This is a genomic window from Capnocytophaga sputigena (assembly GCF_002302495.1).
Lineage (GTDB): Bacteria > Bacteroidota > Bacteroidia > Flavobacteriales > Flavobacteriaceae > Capnocytophaga > Capnocytophaga sputigena.
The window spans coordinates 1,345,590-1,363,331 of sequence record NZ_CP022379.1; the positions used below are offsets into that span (position 1 = coordinate 1,345,590).

A 17,742-nucleotide genomic window follows, 5' to 3' on the forward strand; every position below is an offset into this window, starting at 1 on the left:
CTTCCTTTCGGAAGCCTTTTTTATTTATCAGTGTAATTGGTAACTTGTACTGAGTTGCCATTTTGGTATTTTACTTCTCTGGAAACCTGACCTTGCTCATTGTAGTATTTCCAAATGCCTTCTCTCTGTCCGCGAGTGTATTGTCCTTCTATAGAAACCATTCCTGAGGGGTAATACTCTTTGTAAATGCCTTCTTCTCTACCTTTGTCATAGTGAGATTCTTTAGTTAAAATCCCTTCAGAGTTGTATGATTTCCAATGTCCATCAGGGTAGCCTTTTAGGTAAGCTCCTTCTACTAATAGACGTCCGCGTTCGTCGTAAGAAGCGTATTTGCCGTGTTGTTCGTTGTTTTGGTAATAACTTTCAGTTTTTAGTTTTCCGTTAGGGTAATATGTTTTTTTCATTGTAGGGAAATCGTTGTCGTAAGTACCTTCTTCAATAAGGATACCATCGCTGTTGTAGAGTTGGTAATCACCTTGGTATTTCTCCCCTTTGTAATGCACCATTTTGCTAAGCCTACCGGTATCGTAATATTCTTTGCGTACTGAAGTGCCATTGGCTTTGTACTCTCTTTCTTCACGCAATGTACCATCGCTCAATTTAGAGACCCATTTGCCTGTAGGTTCACCATTTTTGTAGTATTCTACATCAGTTTGTACAAGTCCGCTACGGCGGCGAGTGACAGCCGACCATTGTTTACCGTCCTTTTTGCCCATTTTGTAGTGTTCTTCTTTGGTGAGTTTGCCGTTCTCATCGTATTCTTTCCAATCGCCGTCGGGTTTGCCGTCCTTGTAGTTTCTATCAGCTACTACTTTGCCATCAGAATATTCGCGGAATTTGCCGTCGAGTTCGCCGTTCTTGTAGTTGTATTCACGGCGCATTTCGCCTGAGTAAGGGGCGTATTCTCTATAAGGACCGTGGAAGATGCCTTTTTCAAAAGTGGCTTCGGTTTTAAGTTTGCCATAACGGTTGTAGAATTTCACCAATCCGTTAGCAATTCCATCAACGAAGGTAACTTCGTAGTATTCTCCTTGGTTGTTGCCTATTTTGTAGGCGCCATTCAAGCGGGTGTTGTTGCTTTTGAGAAAATGGATACTCTCATTGCCGAATTTTTTTTCGTCTATCTCACTCTCGGTGAGGAGTTGTTGTGCGTACTGCTGTAATGAAAGCAGTGATAGGACTGTAAAAATTAAATGCTTCATATTGTTAATTGTTGATTATCAATTGTTAATTGAATAGAAATGCCATTGCAAAACCTATAACAATCACGCCTAATTTCCTGTAATTGAATTGGTGATTTTCGGAGGTTTCAAACAGTATTACTGACGAGATATGCAAGAATATCCCTACGACTACGGCACTCATCAGGTTGTGATAGGGCAATAAGGCGGGGACATAGTTTGCTAAAAAAGCACCCAGCGGGGTCATTAGCGAAAAGACAAACAGAAAAGCGAGCGTGCGTTTGAGTCCGATGCCAGAATCTAAGAAAAAGATTGTCAGCACCATAGCAATGGGCAGGTGGTGGATGAAAATGCCGTACACCATATTGCTGTGCTCGTGCAGTGGAAAGCCTTCAAGCAGCGAGTGGATACTCAAACTGATGAACAACCCCCAAGGAAAATGCGTTTGTAATCCTTTGGCAGGTGAATGAAAATGACCGTGTTCGGCACCGTGAGAAAAGAACTCTAAGACGATTTGCAAGAGTATGCCCACAACAATCCATAGTCCTATTGCTTTATCGCCAAAATCACTGTTTTCCTCGTGATGGTGTAATGCTTCGTGATATACTTCGGGGAGGAGGTGAAAAATGGTCATCCCCATCAAAAAAGCACCACTAAAAGCCAATAACAACTTAATCCTACTCTTCTGCGTGGGTTTGAGCCACAACACAAGGCAAGCCCCTATAACGATAGAGAGAAAAGGAAGAAGATAATTTTTCATTTTGCAACTGATAATAATTGAATTGCTTGGATAAGCGTATCTACCTGTGCATCGGTAGTAGCCCACGAACTAATCAACCGAATGGCGGTGTGGGTTTCATCTACTTTTTGCCACTGGTAGAAATCAAACTGCTCTGCCAATGCGGCAATTTGTGTGTGAGTGAGTATCGGGAATAACTGATTTGTACAAGTATCTGAAAGCAAGGTATAACCATTGGCTACAAACGCTTCTTTGATGCGCTTCATCTGTTGGTTCGCGTGCAATGCCAAAGCATCGTACAATCCGTTTTCAAACAAGGTGAGAAATTGCAAGCCGAGCAAACGACCTTTGGCAAGTAATGCGCCTTGTTGTTTGAGGTAATACTCAAAACCATCGGCGAGGGCTGGGTTGTTCATTACAATGGCTTCGCCTAACAATCCGCCGTTTTTGGTAGCTCCTATATAAAACACATCGGTATAACGCGCTAAATCTTTCCATTGTATATCGTTGTCTTCAGCATTCAATGCCGACCCTAATCGCGCGCCGTCCATAAATAGCAGGAGGTTGTGCGCTTGGCAACACTTGTAAATCGCTTTGAGCTCTGCCAAAGTATAGATGGTTCCTATCTCGGTGGCGTTCGTAATATACACGAGGCGTGGTTGCACTTGGTGTGGATAATTTGTATAGCGGGTGGCAAAATCGGCAATGCTCTCAGGGGTAATTTTACCGTTTGTTGCTGGGGCTAAGTGTATTTTGTGACCTACGGCTTCTATGGCTCCGGTTTCATTATCGGCGATGTGTCCTGTTTCGGGGGCTATTACGCTTTGGTAGGTGCGCAACAAAGTGCCTATTACCAGCATATTAGCTTGTGTACCTCCACTTACAAAAAATATTTGCGCCTCAGGGTTTTCTATCTTGTTTTTGATGAGTTCTTTGGCAGCTGCCGAATAACTATCGTTCCCATAACCAGCTTGTTGCACTGCATTTGTACGCATAAGTGCCTCTAATATCATTGGATGAGCTCCCTCGGCATAATCGTTTTTAAATGATATTTTCATTTTTAGTATTAGTTAGAATGAGGGGGCAAAGATACGAATAATTTTGATTTGGTGCGAGTTGTATGGGCGATTAGTACGAGCCGCACGGGCGATTTGCTAATTTGCTAATGAGGCTGTCCGAAAAATTTTATTTATGTGGGCGTTTGCAAAACGCCCCTACATAACATACTTCAAAAATTATTGATAATCAGAGTAGTCAACTTTGCCAAAGGTCGTAGCACGACGAGGAACTAAAACTTTGGCAAAGTGTAGGGACGCTGTTAAGCTGACGTATTTCCAATATAAGGCATAAAAATTCTAATGATTAATAATTTAAAGAGTACTAAAAAACATAAAGATTCCTGCATCATCACATATTTTCTTTCGGTTATTTATAACACATTCTTGTAAAAAGCAACCCAAAAAAACTCTACCTCCTCCAAATCTAGGTCCATTCCTAAAATCTCTCAGAGTAAAAACAGCGTCTTTTAGTATAATCTTAATAATGTCTTCAGACTTTAAATTTTTAGGACTATTTATCACTATGTTATGACCTAGAATCCTATAATCAATCACAATAGTATCTTGATTATGAATTTGTAATATTTGGGCTCCTTGTAGTTCAAGCTCTTCAGGAAAATAGAAACTAAATTCCTTATGATAGAAACCTATATTTGAATCATTGAAACATTTTTTAGAAAGTTCCACTTTCTGATTTTCATAATAATTCGATATAATTATTCTAGCTATGATAATAGCGGTAATAACCATTATTACAATTATAATCCTTTTTGCATTTTTATTTAACCTTAATATAGCCATTGTAATTGTTGATAAAATAGCGTGAGTTCGGCGTAAGTAATTATTTAACAATCAATAAAATATTTTTAAGTCTCCCACAAAGATAGCTAGGGCTCACAGCTGGGTATGTGAAACGCAAATCTATTCTTTTAACGATTGATGGTTAATAATTTTAAAAATGTTGCTCTTGGGATTTCTTCGGCACCTAAACTTTCTAAATATTCACTGTGGATTTGGCAATCTACTAAGGCAATATGAGGGTGAGCTTGCAGGAAAGTGATAAAACCGTACTGCGAGGCGTTGGGCTGCTTGCTAAACATACTTTCTCCACAGAAAATTTTACCCATTTGAAGTCCGTATAAGCCCCCTACAAGGGTTTCGTCTTGCCACACCTCTACCGAGTGTGCAATTCCTTGCTGATGGAGGGTTGTATAGGCTTCTATGAGCTCGGGGTGAATCCAAGTGCCGTGTTGGTCTTTGCGAGACACTGTAGCGCATTGCTGCATTACTTCGGTAAAACAACGGTTGTAGGTAACGCGATAAGGTGCTTTGCTGAGGAGTTTGCGCATATTTTTGCTGATATGCAGTTTTTCGGGGAAAAGTACAAAGCGAGGGTCGGGACACCACCATAACACGGGGTCTCCTTCGTTATACCAAGGAAAAATGCCTTGGGAGTAAGCCTCTACGAGTCGGGCGGGGTTGAGATTGCCCCCAAAAGCAACAATTCCTTCCTCCGAAGCGGTTTCGGGGGAAGGAAAAGGTGTTTCGTCGTTTATTAAGTATATCATTCTTAGAATGGTAGATCGTCTTCGGGTTCAGCAGGAGCTACGGGAGTATTTTGTACTGGAGGAGTGCCAAAAGCCTGCTGTGGAGTAGATTGAAACTGCTGTTGTGGCATTTGAGGTGGGTATTGAGGAGGCACTTGTTGTTGGTACTGAGGCGCAGCTTGCTGATATTGAGGAGGTGCCTGTTGGTATTGTGGTTGTGCGTATCCTTGTGGAGGGTAAGCGGGTTGCCCATAGCCTTGTGGATAAGGTTGCCCTTGTGGAGGATAGTTTTGTGCTATTTCAGCATTTTCGATGCGCCATCCTTGCAAGTTTACAATGTATTTGGTCTCTCCTTGAGGGTTTACCCACTCACGACCACGAATATTAAAGCTGATACGCACTGTTTGTCCTTCTTGAAAGTTATCGAGGAGTACGCATTTTTCTTGAACAAAGTCGAATGGGATGTACTGAGGGTATTGTTCCTCGGTCATAATCACCACATCGCGGCGTTGGAAGCCATTTTGCCCTACAGTTTGAGTAGGGTTAATTTTTATAATTCGTCCTTGAATTTCCATATTGGTATTTTATTTATTGGTTATTCGTAAATAATGATTTGTAAGGGCAAAGGTAGTATAATTTTGGTTATTAACAATAGATTGGTAGAAAATATTTTATTTAATTCTGGTTTTGATAGCTTGCACTGCTGGGAGGAAGTTGAAAGGCATTGGAGATTTTTGTAGGGAATAGGACAAGTCGTACGAGCAGGAAAAACGAACTCAAAAGAAATAGAAAAATGATTAAAAAGGAATGTAAATCAAAACTAAAAATAAATTTTTTCGATACATTATAGTTAAAAAGTATTATTGAAAATTAGGTTTTATGGAAAGTTATTCGTATCTTTGCCCCATATTTCACTTTATAACTAATTTAATAACATTAATTTTGAACACTATGTCAAAAACAGCAAATGCCGTATTAGGCTTAGCAGTAGGTACTGCTATCGGAGTAGGTTTGGGCATTCTTTTTGCGCCAGACGAAGGTAAAAACACACGTAAAAAAATTAAAGACACTCTTAGAGACAAGTCTGATGATTTGAAAGAACAATTAGATAATCTTACAGAAAGTGTACGTGAGAAATCTTTGGAACTAAAAGGTTCTTTAGAAGAAAAAGTAGATAGACTTTTTTCAAAAGCAAGCAATAAATCTGAAGATATAATTAGTCTTCTAGAAAAGAAATTAGCTTCATTGAAAGAAGAAGCCGCTAAAGTTAAGAAATAATTTTATGGCGATTTATTCTATTAAAGAAACGTTTGTAGAAGTTCCTACAAAAGCAAACTCAGCCTTTAATTCGCAGTTTGCTTACTATAAACTTGTAGTTTTTAGGTTTATAGCTAAATCTTCGTATGGGCTAATAACTTTTTTTGTTTATGCCTTTGCAAGTTTATTAATATTATTTTTCCTATCACTTGCTGGAGCTTATGCCATTGGTGAGGCTTTAGGTAGTAATGGTTTGGGATTTGCTATTGTAGGAGCTTTCTATATATTGTTGTCATTAGTAGTTTTATTGTTTCGCAAGAAACTAATTGAGAGGTCACTATTGCGAAAACTATCCGAAATTTATTTTAAAACTGACCCCGAAGAAGAAGAAAATGAACAATAAGACTTATTCATCATTTGAAGAAATTGATAATGAAATTAGACTGTTGCGATTAGAAAAAGAGATTGACAGACTATCTCTCACGCAACAAGTATCCGCTTCAGCAGAAAGTTTGAGTCCAAAGAATTTATTAGCTAATACTTGGGTTTCTCTTCTGTTTAACAACAAACGATGGATAAATATCGCTTTGGAATATGGTATGCAACTTTTAGCCAAAAGATATTTGAACAAAAACAGATAAAAAATATCTTTTACAAGTTTTAATATAACTATAAATATCACGATTAATATATTAAATTTTGTATAAAATATTCCTTTTGGTATAATTATTGCATCAAACTTTAATATTAATTTTTAAATTTAATCAACTATGAAAAAAATTATTGCATTAGTATCAGTGATTTGTTTATCACTAGTAGCTTTTTCTTGCAGCAAAAATGATGACCCTGCAGACAATGACCTTTTTGTAGGAACCTACAAAGGTAGCATCTCTTACTTAAATGGTCAAGAGAAAAAAGCTGTTGATAATGGTTCAGTAACTGTTGTAAAAACAGGGAATGATTATTATTTCCGTTTTTCAGATGGTATTGAAGACCTAAAAGGTGTTAGCTTCAAAAAAGAAGGTGATAACACTTTAATAAATGTTGATTTGCAAGATGGTTTAAAAGTAATCAGAATTAACGCCTCTTCATTGTACATTCTGTATACTACAGACGGAAAAACCTGGACTGCCAACGCAAAAAGGTAATTTTAAAACATTCACTAAAAACCCCCGAAAATATTGGATATTTTTCGGGGGTTTTTGATTTTTAATTCTGCTATTACTTCTTTTTAAATACCAGATTTATCAAGAATAAGATAACGATAGCACCAATAGCTCCTGTTAGGATAGCGCCAATCCACCCTTCTCCAAGTGAGATGTGGAATACACTTCCTAAAAGCCAATACCCAACGCCACTTCCAAGAATACCAATAATGATATTCCCGATAAGTCCTAAACCACTACCTTTATAGATAGTGCCTCCTAACCATCCTGCGATGGCTCCAATAATAAGTGTTGCAATAATACCCATAATTTTAAAATTTAAATTAGGGTACAAAGGTAAGAATTATTATTTAAAAAACAAATAAAAATCATAACGTTATATTGTGAATTGCTTTCAAATTTCGTAGTTTTGTGATTGATAACAACGATGCCTTTGCGCTCATCCCTGCGAGGTATCAGACGGTGGCTACTATTTTTAAGAAGGCGGGCTGTGCTATGGCTGCCATCGGCAAGTGGCACTTAGGCTTAGGCGATAGGAGCGGTATCGATTGGAATAAGCCGATCCCTCATACGCCTAATGATATTGGCTTTGACGAGAGCTTTATTATGCCAGCGACCTCTGACCGCGTGCCTTATGAGGTAGCACCTGCACGCGACACGCAGCCGCATTGGACTTCGTGGGTAGGTAAGGACAAGAAGGGTCGTACTTATGCGGTGCAGGAAGGGCTGCGCAATGTGCTAGCAGTGCTGAAAGGCAAATACAAGTATATCGAGCCTACCGCCCAAACTATGAAACGGGCTTGGGAGACGGGCATCGAAACAGGCTTTGAGGGCGCTCCTCAGCTCTACGACCTGAGCGTAGACCCTGCTAAGAGACACAATATCGCTGGGCGGCAGCCTGCATTAGTTAAGGAGTTTGAGGCAGTGATCAGAGGAGAGAGAGGAAGGCATTAGCATTTTATTCTTAAAGGTTGTTATTTAGAATTTGTTAAAAACAATACAAAGTCTACAATTAAAAGTTAAAGACAATCTTAATCTTTGTTAACTTACTTGACAGAGAAGAGAATATCTTATAACTTTGTCGCAAAATTCTAAAATCTTTAATCATTTTTATTATGAAAAAATCAGTACAAATCTTTTTAGAACTTATCTCAGCTATTACACTTTACTTGTTTATAAATTCAATAGCCTATGGAGATCATTTGGTAACCCTACCCCTGTACTTAACAGGAGTAGTGATTATGAGTTATCTCTTTGTAAGAGAGAGACCCCAAGAATGCCTACAAAGTGCCTTACGCATTGTTCTTCCGTTTACGGGGTTAATGCTTATTGCAGGGAGTCTGCCTGATGCACATTTCAGTTTAGCTCTGATTTATATTGTGAGCACAGGGGCAGCTTTTTTATTAGGAATGCTCATTGCCACCGTGAGCAAGACGTACCAGAAGATAGGCTTATCGGCATTGACTTTTCTGCTGGTAGTTGCCATACGGTTGTCGTTTTCAGCGGAGTTTCAATATTTGATAGGCGTACATTGGTATACCTTAGGAAGTTAATCATCTAATAGAATATAGAAAGAGGTTGCTCAGAAGTCTGGGCAACCTTTTTTATGCTTTGTTACTTATAAAATATTTTTTTTGTATCTTTGCGCTTTATTGTTGAACTATTTGATAAATTAAACATTTATGTTGTGAATTGCTTTCAAATTTTGTAGTTTTGCGATTGATAACAACTTTTGAGGTAGGTTACTCCGATAACCAACAGTTGTGAATTGCTTTTCAAATTTTGTAGTTTTGCGATTGATAACAACCCTGAACCCTGATGACGATGCAAAATTATTGTTGTGAATTGCTTTCAAATTTTGTAGTTTTGTGATTGATAACAACCGCCTCTGCCTAATAAGCAACTATGGGTTAGTTGTGAATTGCTTTCAAATTTTGTAGTTTTGTGATTGATAACAACTAGGTAGAAAAAACAATAAAAAGAATATGAGTTGTGAATTGCTTTCAAATCTTGTAGTTTTGTGATTGATAACAACAAGGCGATATGATAGGTGTGATAATGGATGGTTGTGAATTGCTTTCAAATTTTGTAGTTTTGTGATTGATAACAACCTCTCCGAGATATGAGTTTCCTTGAAATTAGTTGTGAATTGCTTTCAAATTTTGTAGTTTTGTGATTGATAACAACTAAGAGAGTTTTCCAAAGCAGTCCAACGCTGTTGTGAATTGCTTTCAAATTTTGTAGTTTTGTGATTGATAACAACTAGCCGAGTTCGGTTTTAGAGTATTGCAATGTTGTGAATTGCTTTCAAATTTCGTAGTTTTGTGATTGATAACAACATAATACAGTCGTATCTTACAGCAGACTACGTTGTGAATTGCTTTCAAATTTTGTAGTTTTGTGATTGATAACAACCACTGTAGTTCTAAGGTGTTGGGGTCGTAGGTTGTGAATTGCTTTCAAATTTTGTAGTTTTGTGATTGATAACAACGAAAAGGCAAAATTATTAACGGAAAATTTAGTTGTGAATTGCTTTCAAATTTTGTAGTTTTGTGATTGATAACAACCTCAATCTTTTAAAGGTTTTAGTATCAATCAGTTTTACTGAAAAATAGTACTAAAAAACCTCCTATTTTACCTTTGTTTATAAGGCTAAAGAGGAGGTTTTTATTTTCCTATAATTCTTAAAAAAGACTTTTATGCTTTGGTAATATTTCCTAAGCGGTCTACTTTTAGTTTGATACAAACTTCTTTTATTCTACTGTCTCCACTAATAGTAACCTCTAACTTATTTAAACTTCCTAATTCTCCTATCTTAGATTTAGCGTCATAGGATTTTATGAGAGATGCTATAGTAGATTTTACAAAATGACATTCGTTTCCTGTAAAACTCACTGTTTTATAAATTCTTTCTTTCTGTTCTTTGCTGAGGTTATTGAAATCTATTGTCTCTGCGATTTCTCCTTCCATAGGCACATATACCAAATCGTTAGGCGAAAGGATAAATAATAGTGGTTCTCCTTTTTCATTGTGCTCAGGGACAGAAGGAAGTCCTTGTTTTTGTCGTTCAATTACTTTGTTGAAAGGGATAGTTGTATACGAGCGTTTTTCTTTGCCTTGATATACTCCAAAAAAGAGGTTCGTTCCTTTGGCGGCTTCTACAAATTTGGTAGCTTTAGCGCCCGTTTCTCCCAGCGGGAATTTACTTCCTTCTTCAAAAATACGGACTTTATAAATAGGCTGATGTTTCTTGCCTTCGTTGTATTGGGCAATATTTTTATTGAGTTCTTCTAATCCTTCTGCTGAAAAAGCGACTTCGGGGCTTCCTTTATACTTGAGATAATTGAGTAATATTTTTTGGATACCTGTATCGGTAATACTACTGATAATCTTTTCTGTAAAGGTAATATCTACCGTTTTTCGGGTAGCTGTAAGTATTTTATCTTTACTTATTTTTCTATCCAAAATAATTTTACCTGAAACAGTTTCTTTATGTAAAGGCTTTCTGATAGCCCAATTAGTTCCTTCTTGTTTTACTTTCTTTTTTACAAGTACACCATTTTTCTCTTCCCATTTTTCATAATAGTTGGTAGCTTTATTAATCACTCTTAGGTTTTGTTTGAAACTCACTACTATATGTTCGAGGGATTCTTTGGCTTCTTGAGTGAATGTAGCCCAAGGTTTCTTGAACTGCCAGTTATTATTCTTTTTCTCACAGAGGATGGTGCGAAGGTCTATGCGAGATTGTTGTTTTTCTTTTTTATCCTTGTTCTTATCCAATGCGTGTTGGTTATTCATATAATTGATGTGCTCTCTCGTAGCACAAGCAATCACTAAGGCGTCCATAGCGTGATGACGGTGGTCTATGCGTTTCTTTTGGAAACCTTGGCTGTACTCTATTGGAACCGTAGGAAGATTTTTTTGAAGTCTGTCGTTATAGGAGGTAAATAATTGCGTTTGGGTAAGTTGGTTCATTCGCTCAAAACGAGGAAGTATAAGCTCGTTCCACACGTCATTAAGTCCCCAATCCTGCTTGAGGGCAGTAGTGATTTTACCCGTACAAGGTATTACATTTTTAGAGTTTACTCCTTCATCTTTTTCATCTGAACGCACTATTTTAGAAAGTATTTCAGAAATATACTTGCTGATGTAGCGAGTGTCATTCAGCTGGCGAGCCACCATTTTTTCAGGTATTTCATTCAAAAGAAGTTTTTGTTGTTTAGCTAAATTATTAGCGTAATGTTTCTTGACAAAGTCTTTGTATTGTTCTTCTGTGAAGATAGTAACTTCTTTATTACCTGCTACACGTACCTTTTCTCCGTGGTGTTTTTGAATAAATTCTAATCCTAATAGATTTGTTTTTAGCTTATTTACAGCCGATTCGCATATTACTTTATTAGAAAAACTATCATCGTAATAACGGCTTTGTGGAATAATATGTTCTATTTCATACTCCTCGGTAAATAGCTTTGTGAGTGAAATCACCTCTCCCGTATAAGGCGATTTATACTTTTGTTCTAACCAGAGCTTGTAGCGTTGTAAGTCTGCTTTACTAGGCTCAGTTTTTTTACGTATTTTCTGAATATCTTCCTCTATTTCATCTGTACTACTGAATACACCTTCTTCATAGATTTTAAGCAGTTCTTGCTGTACAGGCGAATAGGGGAGTACGTTCTGTATGCTTGCATCTTCTTTTAATTCAGCAAGCAATTTTTTAATGCGTAGGTTGGTATTTTCATTCTCTTGATTTCTATTAGAAAGTTGTTTTCTTTCTTCAGCTGTTTTTTTGAGTTCTCTACCCAATTCTATATGTATTTCATCAAAGAAATTCGCTTGTCCCCCACCGTATTGTTGCCAAATATCTCTTACTACGCGTAAAGTTTCGGTAACTACTTGCTCTACTATAGGATTTCTAAGAGAGTGTTGTTTGAAATCTTCTAAATATGTTTCTAAATCACTCACTGAAGTCCATTTTTCTATATCGGTAGCTTCGGCGTGACGGTTATAGACTATATATTGAGCCAACCAAAGCGGTAAGCCTTGAAAGCAGCTCTCACTATTGAGCTGATATTTCTCTGCTTTTTCTCTAATGATAGTACGGATATCCTCATTCGCCACTCCATTAATAAGGTCGTCTATACGTTTTTGAGTAGATACATCAATGCGATTAAAGTCCCAATGATTGCCAAATCGCATCAGAGGGAGTAATTTTTTAATAGCTTTTTCGGAGAAACTACCATACTCATTAGGATAGGGTTTGAAGTTTTTAAAACTTTCTACAAAGGATGTTTCGTTTAATTGTTTCTTTTTAGCAAATCTCTTTAATGCTTTTTCAAATTCAACTTTGTCTTTCACCGAATATAACAAATGCCACAATCGATATGTTGTATCAAAGGTTAGAAAGTTGGCTGGGAGTCCTTCTACTTTCTGCAAATACCGCTGAAGGTCATAACCTGTTTCATTCATAGGGTATTTTTTGGAGGAGTTATCTGCCACATCATACACATAGTTCCAGCGATAAGTAGTGAGCCATTTTTTAAGCTCGCTTTTAGCTGCTTTGTCTTTAATTTGAGGATTTTTTGCATGTAAAAAGTATTTCAGTAAACTTTCATTATCTATTTCTTTTTGAGACATCAAGAAGTTGAAGAGAGCCTCATAGTCTTGGGGTGTTTCAATAAACTCAGCAGTTACCTCACGGTCAGTTTCTATTTCGTAAATTCGCAAGTTTTGCAGCCATTGTAGCGCTCTAAACTCTTGGTAATAAGGATTAGATTTGGCACATACTTTTATAGGAGCATCTTTGCGCTCATTAGTTTCCTTATCTATATACGAACGCTTTTCTAAGGTACAATTGGCAATAGTAGATTTTTTGCTGCGCAACGGGCGTTGGTAGAAAATGATATCTTCTACAAACAGATGAAGGAAATCTTTTGATAATAGATTTTGTTGTTGCGTCTCGTTTTTGCGGTATAATTCTCTTATACAGTCCGCCAATAGGGTTTCAGTGAACAATTCTGGTTGAAGTGCTATTTGTTTGGTTAAAATACCTTTTAATTCATTTTTATAGTATTTTCGTTCAATCGTACGAACTAATTTACCTTTAATCTTCTGATTGGGGTCTTGCAACAAATGATCGTAGATATAAGCACCTACAGTTTTTCCAGAAAAATCAATATCGTGTTCTGTTTTCTTTTTGAGCAAGTTCCAGTCGTTTTCTTCAGGAGCTCTGAAGGAACGTTTTTCTTTACCCTCTTTGTCTACTTTAATAGTGCCATCATCATTAAGGTCGGTAGTAACGATAAAATCACGTGTTTTTCCCTTCCAATCGTCCAAAGGGATTTTACTTGTACGACGGTATATCCAACCATTTTCCAAACGGATTGTATACCAAATCTCACCTTTTTTATTGGGAGCTTCAGCCTCTACCTCTACAACTTTTAAAGAGTGAAAAGCAACTTCTTTGTTAGGGTTTTCAGTTTCTTCTTCGCCACGCAACTGGTAGTACCCTCTTTTTTGATTGAAGTGAAGAATAAGCCACGCCAATTCTTGTTGGGTAATCTTTTGTGAAAGTGCTTTTTTACGCAGGTAATAAATTGTCCAATCATAAGGGATTTTACTCTCTTCGCCATTAGATTTCTTGTAGAATAACTGAGGTTTGTATTTTTTGAAATCCTCAATCATCTCATTGAAACTATTCATAAAGATAAAATTCCCATTGTTATAAGCTATTTTGGGTTCAGCATTATCTATAAATTTACCAAATCTTTTGGTAAAGTCTATTTGTGCATCATAGTGAGGAGGTAAAAAACCTAATATGTGAAGTACTCTATGAAGTCGCTCACGGCGAAGTAAATGCCGTTCTCTCAGACGACGCATACTGCGGTAAGTAGTTCTTTCGGCAGTTTGAGAAACTGTATTTCCTTTCTCAAAATCGCCTAATATACCCTGATCCATAGGAATAATCCTACTACCAGTAGCAATAATTTTTCCTTGTTTGTTTTCAAAATCTTGTTGTACAAAAGCCCAACCGATAGAGTTTGAGCCTAAATCTAAGCCTAATATGTGTTTCATTGGTATAATGTTTTAAGAAAGGACAAATATAATGATTTTTTTTATACTAAAATATTTGTACATTAAAAATATAATACCTACTTTTGTCGCATAATTTGAAAGCAATTCACAATAAGGATTATTCCGTTGTGAAAACATTTAAGGGAGCCCTATCCTAGTGATAGGGTTCTTTTTTTTGAAAAATTGAGAATTTAGGAGAGGCTCGGAGAGAATAGGACGAGGAAGACAAGGCTGATTGGGGAGGAACTGTGAGAGATTTTATGAAATGATGATATAATAAAAAAGAGCAACTCTTTATCAGAATTGCTCTTTATAAGAAGGCGGCGACATACTCTCCCACGTGACCGTAGTACCATCTGCGCTAAAAGGTTTAACTGCTCTGTTCGGAATGGTAAGAGGTGAGACCTTTGACTATAACCACCTTAAATCTTTTAGGTAAGAGGTAAGAGGTAAAAGATAAGAGCTTTTTAAAACTCTTTTTTGTATCTTATCCTAAAATACCTATTCCTAATCATTTTTTTAACATATAGGGATAAAAAACATATTTGTAACTAACTTCCTAAGAGATTGATAAAATATAAGTAGTATTACCTTTCTTACTTCTTATCTCTTAACTCTTATCTATAAAAAAGAATGCTGCGCGAAAAGTCTACGGGTGATTAGTATTACTCGGCTATGATGTTACCACCGTTACACCTGTAACCTATCAACGTGGTCATCTCCCACGACCCTTAAAAGAAATCTCATCTTGTGGCGGGTTTCGTACTTATATGCTTTCAGCACTTATCCCATCCGCACTTAGCTACTCTGCTATGCCCTTGGCAAGACAACAGATACACCAGAGGTGCGTCCAACTCGGTCCTCTCGTACTAGAGTCAGATCCACGCAAATTTCTAACGCCCACAGTAGATAGAGACCGAACTGTCTCACGACGTTCTGAACCCAGCTCGCGTGCCACTTTAATGGGCGAACAGCCCAACCCTTGGGACCTTCTCCAGCCCCAGGATGTGACGAGCCGACATCGAGGTGCCAAACCCCCCGTCGATGTGAGCTCTTGGGGGAGATCAGCCTGTTATCCCCGGCGTACCTTTTATCCTTTGAGCGATGGCCCTTCCATACGGAACCACCGGATCACTATGCTCTACTTTCGTACCTGATCGACTTGTTGGTCTCTCAGTCAAGCTCCCTTATGCCATTGCACTCTACGCACGGTTACCAAGCGTGCTGAGGGAACCTTTAGAAGCCTCCGTTACTCTTTTGGAGGCGACCACCCCAGTCAAACTACCCTCCACGAATTGTCCCCTGCTCCTAGCAGGGTTAGACCTCAGATAAGCAAAGGGTGGTATTTCAACAATGACTCCACAACTACCGGAATAGCCGCTTCTTAGTCTCCCACCTATCCTACGCATCACTTATCCAAGACCAATACGAAGATATAGTAAAGGTGCACAGGGTCTTTTCGTCCCACTGCGGGTAATCGGCATCTTCACCGATACTACAATTTCACCGAGCTCATGGCCGAGACAGTGTCCAAATCGTTACACCATTCGTGCAGGTCGGAACTTACCCGACAAGGAATTTCGCTACCTTAGGACCGTTATAGTTACGGCCGCCGTTTACTGGGGCTTCAATTCAAACCTTCGCTTACGCTAAGCTCTCCTCTTAACCTTCCAGCACCGGGCAGGTGTCAGACCCTATACTTCATCTTTCGATTTTGCAGAGTCCTGTGTTTTTGATAAACAGTCGCTTGGACCTTTTCACTGCGGCCTATCGCTAGATAGGCGACCTTTCTCCCGAAGTTACAGGTCTATTTTGCCTAGTTCCTTAGCCATGAATCTCTCGAGCGCCTTAGAATTCTCATCCCAATCACCTGTGTCGGTTTACGGTACGGGCATTAATCTTCGCTTTTCTTGGAAACGTTGTTGCCACACTCACATCAGCCGAAGCCTCAGTGTACTTTTGAAGTCATAACAACTCCTTAAACGTACTATTCCGTCAGTACGCGGTAGCTATCTCATTCCGTCACTTTTATTAGATTAATGGTACGGGAATATTAACCCGTTGTACATCCACTACCCCTACTCGGGTTCGCGTTAGTCCCCGACTAACCCTCAGCTGATTAGCATAGCTGAGGAAACCTTGATCTTTCGGCGGGCAGGTTTCTCGCCTGCCTTATCGTTACTTATGCCTACATTTTCTTTTCTATTAGGCTCCACTATGGCTCACGCCTTTAGCTTCAACGCCAATAGAATGCTCCCCTACCGGTATATTACTTAAGTAATAACCCCATAGCTTCGGTAATATGCTTATGCCCGTTTATTATCCATGCCCAACCGCTCGACTAGTGAGCTGTTACGCACTCTTTAAATGTATGGCTGCTTCCAAGCCAACATCCTAGCTGTCAGTGCAGTCAGACCGCGTTTGGTCAACTTAGCATATATTTGGGGACCTTAGCTGATGGTCCGGGTTCTTTCCCTCTCGGATATGGACCTTAGCACCCATACCCTCACTGCTGATGAGCATTTAATAGCATTCGGAGTTTGTCAGGAATTGGTAGGCGATGAAACCCCCGCATCCAATCAGTAGCTCTACCTCTATTAAACTCACATCAACGCTGCACCTAAATGCATTTCGGGGAGTACGAGCTATTTCCCAGTTTGATTGGCCTTTCACCCCTACCCTCAGGTCATCCGAAGTCTTTTCAACGACAACCAGTTCGGTCCTCCACGCTGTGTTACCAGCGCTTCAACCTGCCCAAGGGTAGATCACCAGGTTTCGCGTCTACTACTACCAACTATTTGCGCCCTATTCAGACTCTCTTTCGATGCGGATTCGTATCTGAAATACTTATCCTCGCTGGTAACAGTAACTCGTAGGCTCATTATGCAAAAGGCACGCTGTCACAGCCGTAGCTGCTCCAACCGCTTGTAGGCGTATGGTTTCAGGGTCTATTTCACTCCGTTATTCACGGTTCTTTTCACCTTTCCCTCACGGTACTAGTTCACTATCGGTCTCTCAGGAGTATTTAGCCTTACCGGATGGTCCCGGTGGATTCAGTCAAGGTTCCACGTGCCCCGACCTACTCAGGATACCCATAAGATTTATAAAACTGTACCTATACGAGACTTTCACTCTCTATGGTGTGTCTTTCCAAACACTTCTAATCCAGCTTTACAACCTATATCTGGGTCCTACAACCCCCATATTGCCGTAACAATATGGGTTTGGGCTGTTCCCATTTCGCTCGCCACTACTTTGGGAATCACTTTTGTTTTCTTCTCCTCCGCCTACTTAGATGTTTCAGTTCAGCGGGTTTGCCCATCTTTACGATGTAGTACATCTTCAATGTACTGGGTTGCCCCATTCGGATATTTGCGTATCAACTCGTATGTGCCAATCCACGCAACTTTTCGCAGCTTATCACGTCCTTCTTCGCCTCTGAGAGCCTAGGCATCCCCCATACGCCCTTACATAACTTTTCGCGCTTGTAGTTTTATTCAATTAACAATTAACAATTATCAATTAAATAAATACCTCGTTCTCTTTGATTCTTTTTAATATTTTTCGTTAGATAATCAATATTCTATTATTGATCTCTTATGCTCTTTATCCCAATATGTCAATGTACTGTTGTTGTGGAGAATAAGGGATTCGAACCCTTGACCCCCTGCGTGCAAGGCAGGTGCTCTAGCCAGCTGAGCTAATTCCCCGTGCTTAATGACG

At 38.7% G+C, this 17,742-nt stretch carries 14 protein-coding genes, 1 tRNA gene, 2 rRNA genes and 1 CRISPR repeat array; of the genes, 6 read left to right on the plus strand and 11 right to left on the minus strand.

From position 1 onward, the window contains the following. Positions 1 to 20: 20 nt before the first annotated feature. The 6 genes from CGC57_RS05840 to CGC57_RS05865 form a co-directional block, all read right to left on the minus strand. Positions 21 to 1,202, minus strand: coding sequence for a toxin-antitoxin system YwqK family antitoxin (locus CGC57_RS05840; RefSeq protein WP_095898357.1), 1,182 nt, complete (start codon positions 1,200 to 1,202; stop codon positions 21 to 23). Positions 1,203 to 1,227: 25 nt separating this feature from the next. Then, complete coding sequence (locus tag CGC57_RS05845; protein ID WP_095898358.1) at positions 1,228 to 1,941, minus strand: ZIP family metal transporter; 714 nt, start codon at positions 1,939 to 1,941, stop codon at positions 1,228 to 1,230. After that, positions 1,938 to 2,978: a threonine aldolase family protein gene (locus tag CGC57_RS05850; protein WP_095898359.1), complete on the minus strand. Its 1,041-nt coding sequence runs from the start codon at positions 2,976 to 2,978 to the stop codon at positions 1,938 to 1,940. The genes CGC57_RS05845 and CGC57_RS05850 overlap by 4 nt, the downstream gene beginning before the upstream one ends. 312 nt (positions 2,979 to 3,290) lie before the next feature. Next, on the minus strand, positions 3,291 to 3,779 hold the full coding sequence (locus CGC57_RS05855; protein WP_095898360.1) for a hypothetical protein: 489 nt from the start codon (positions 3,777 to 3,779) through the stop codon (positions 3,291 to 3,293). Positions 3,780 to 3,907: 128 nt separating this feature from the next. Then, a complete protein-coding gene (aat, locus tag CGC57_RS05860) occupies positions 3,908 to 4,546 on the minus strand; it encodes a leucyl/phenylalanyl-tRNA--protein transferase (protein WP_095898361.1) in 639 nt (212 codons plus the stop codon). A 2-nt stretch (positions 4,547 to 4,548) separates the two neighbouring features. After that, positions 4,549 to 5,100, minus strand: coding sequence for a DUF3127 domain-containing protein (locus tag CGC57_RS05865; protein WP_095898362.1), 552 nt, complete (start codon positions 5,098 to 5,100; stop codon positions 4,549 to 4,551). 376 nt (positions 5,101 to 5,476) lie between these two features. On the opposite strand from CGC57_RS05865, the gene CGC57_RS05870 reads away from it, so the two are divergent. The 4 genes from CGC57_RS05870 to CGC57_RS05885 all read left to right on the plus strand — a co-directional run bounded on the left by CGC57_RS05870 (position 5,477) and on the right by CGC57_RS05885 (position 6,930). Continuing rightward, positions 5,477 to 5,803: a YtxH domain-containing protein gene (locus CGC57_RS05870; RefSeq protein ID WP_095898363.1), complete on the plus strand. Its 327-nt coding sequence runs from the start codon at positions 5,477 to 5,479 to the stop codon at positions 5,801 to 5,803. Between the two features lie 4 nt (positions 5,804 to 5,807). Further along, entirely contained in the window at positions 5,808 to 6,185 is a 378-nt protein-coding gene (locus tag CGC57_RS05875; RefSeq protein WP_002678524.1) for a hypothetical protein, read from the plus strand. Next, the gene (locus CGC57_RS05880; protein ID WP_002678554.1) at positions 6,175 to 6,423 is read left to right on the plus strand and encodes a DUF6327 family protein; all 249 of its coding nucleotides are present in this window, start codon (positions 6,175 to 6,177) and stop codon (positions 6,421 to 6,423) included. Before CGC57_RS05875 ends, CGC57_RS05880 begins: the two co-directional genes overlap by 11 nt. A gap of 129 nt (positions 6,424 to 6,552) precedes the next feature. Further along, positions 6,553 to 6,930: a hypothetical protein gene (locus CGC57_RS05885; protein ID WP_095898364.1), complete on the plus strand. Its 378-nt coding sequence runs from the start codon at positions 6,553 to 6,555 to the stop codon at positions 6,928 to 6,930. A 73-nt stretch (positions 6,931 to 7,003) separates the two neighbouring features. Here CGC57_RS05885 and CGC57_RS05890 read toward each other — a convergent pair whose 3' ends face one another. After that, on the minus strand, positions 7,004 to 7,255 hold the full coding sequence (locus tag CGC57_RS05890; RefSeq protein ID WP_095898365.1) for a GlsB/YeaQ/YmgE family stress response membrane protein: 252 nt from the start codon (positions 7,253 to 7,255) through the stop codon (positions 7,004 to 7,006). 104 nt (positions 7,256 to 7,359) lie between these two features. Between CGC57_RS05890 and CGC57_RS12880 the strand changes: the two genes are divergently transcribed. Both CGC57_RS12880 and CGC57_RS05905 read left to right on the plus strand, forming a co-directional pair. After that, positions 7,360 to 7,902 (plus strand): sulfatase family protein, encoded by a 543-nt coding sequence (locus CGC57_RS12880; RefSeq protein ID WP_157909307.1) that lies wholly within the window; start codon positions 7,360 to 7,362, stop codon positions 7,900 to 7,902. A 161-nt stretch (positions 7,903 to 8,063) separates the two neighbouring features. Next, complete coding sequence (locus tag CGC57_RS05905) at positions 8,064 to 8,501, plus strand: hypothetical protein (protein ID WP_095898368.1); 438 nt, start codon at positions 8,064 to 8,066, stop codon at positions 8,499 to 8,501. A 131-nt stretch (positions 8,502 to 8,632) separates the two neighbouring features. Beyond that, positions 8,633 to 9,515: a CRISPR direct-repeat array (repeat unit 46 nt; unit sequence GTTGTGAATTGCTTTCAAATTTTGTAGTTTTGTGATTGATAACAAC). A 130-nt stretch (positions 9,516 to 9,645) separates the two neighbouring features. Here the strand turns inward: CGC57_RS05905 and cas9 are convergent. The 4 genes from cas9 to CGC57_RS05925 form a co-directional block, all read right to left on the minus strand. Continuing rightward, positions 9,646 to 14,019, minus strand: a complete 4,374-nt coding sequence (gene cas9, locus CGC57_RS05910; RefSeq protein WP_095898369.1) for a type II CRISPR RNA-guided endonuclease Cas9 — start codon at positions 14,017 to 14,019, stop codon at positions 9,646 to 9,648. 315 nt (positions 14,020 to 14,334) lie between these two features. Beyond that, positions 14,335 to 14,444: ribosomal RNA gene (gene rrf, locus CGC57_RS05915) — 5S ribosomal RNA — on the minus strand. 214 nt (positions 14,445 to 14,658) lie between these two features. Then, positions 14,659 to 17,501: ribosomal RNA gene (locus CGC57_RS05920) — 23S ribosomal RNA — on the minus strand. A 154-nt stretch (positions 17,502 to 17,655) separates the two neighbouring features. Continuing rightward, a tRNA-Ala gene (locus tag CGC57_RS05925) sits at positions 17,656 to 17,729 on the minus strand. Between the last annotated feature and the right edge of the window lie 13 nt (positions 17,730 to 17,742).

Coding starts and splice junctions, on each gene's coding strand:
- CGC57_RS05840 (WP_095898357.1), bottom strand. CDS start 1,202: ATGAAGCATTTAATTTTTACAGTCCTATCACTGCTTTCATTACAGCAG.
- CGC57_RS05845 (WP_095898358.1), bottom strand. CDS start 1,941: ATGAAAAATTATCTTCTTCCTTTTCTCTCTATCGTTATAGGGGCTTGC.
- CGC57_RS05850 (WP_095898359.1), bottom strand. CDS start 2,978: ATGAAAATATCATTTAAAAACGATTATGCCGAGGGAGCTCATCCAATG.
- CGC57_RS05855 (WP_095898360.1), bottom strand. CDS start 3,779: ATGGCTATATTAAGGTTAAATAAAAATGCAAAAAGGATTATAATTGTA.
- aat (WP_095898361.1), bottom strand. CDS start 4,546: ATGATATACTTAATAAACGACGAAACACCTTTTCCTTCCCCCGAAACC.
- CGC57_RS05865 (WP_095898362.1), bottom strand. CDS start 5,100: ATGGAAATTCAAGGACGAATTATAAAAATTAACCCTACTCAAACTGTA.
- CGC57_RS05870 (WP_095898363.1), top strand. CDS start 5,477: ATGTCAAAAACAGCAAATGCCGTATTAGGCTTAGCAGTAGGTACTGCT.
- CGC57_RS05875 (WP_002678524.1), top strand. CDS start 5,808: ATGGCGATTTATTCTATTAAAGAAACGTTTGTAGAAGTTCCTACAAAA.
- CGC57_RS05880 (WP_002678554.1), top strand. CDS start 6,175: ATGAACAATAAGACTTATTCATCATTTGAAGAAATTGATAATGAAATT.
- CGC57_RS05885 (WP_095898364.1), top strand. CDS start 6,553: ATGAAAAAAATTATTGCATTAGTATCAGTGATTTGTTTATCACTAGTA.
- CGC57_RS05890 (WP_095898365.1), bottom strand. CDS start 7,255: ATGGGTATTATTGCAACACTTATTATTGGAGCCATCGCAGGATGGTTA.
- CGC57_RS05905 (WP_095898368.1), top strand. CDS start 8,064: ATGAAAAAATCAGTACAAATCTTTTTAGAACTTATCTCAGCTATTACA.
- cas9 (WP_095898369.1), bottom strand. CDS start 14,019: ATGAAACACATATTAGGCTTAGATTTAGGCTCAAACTCTATCGGTTGG.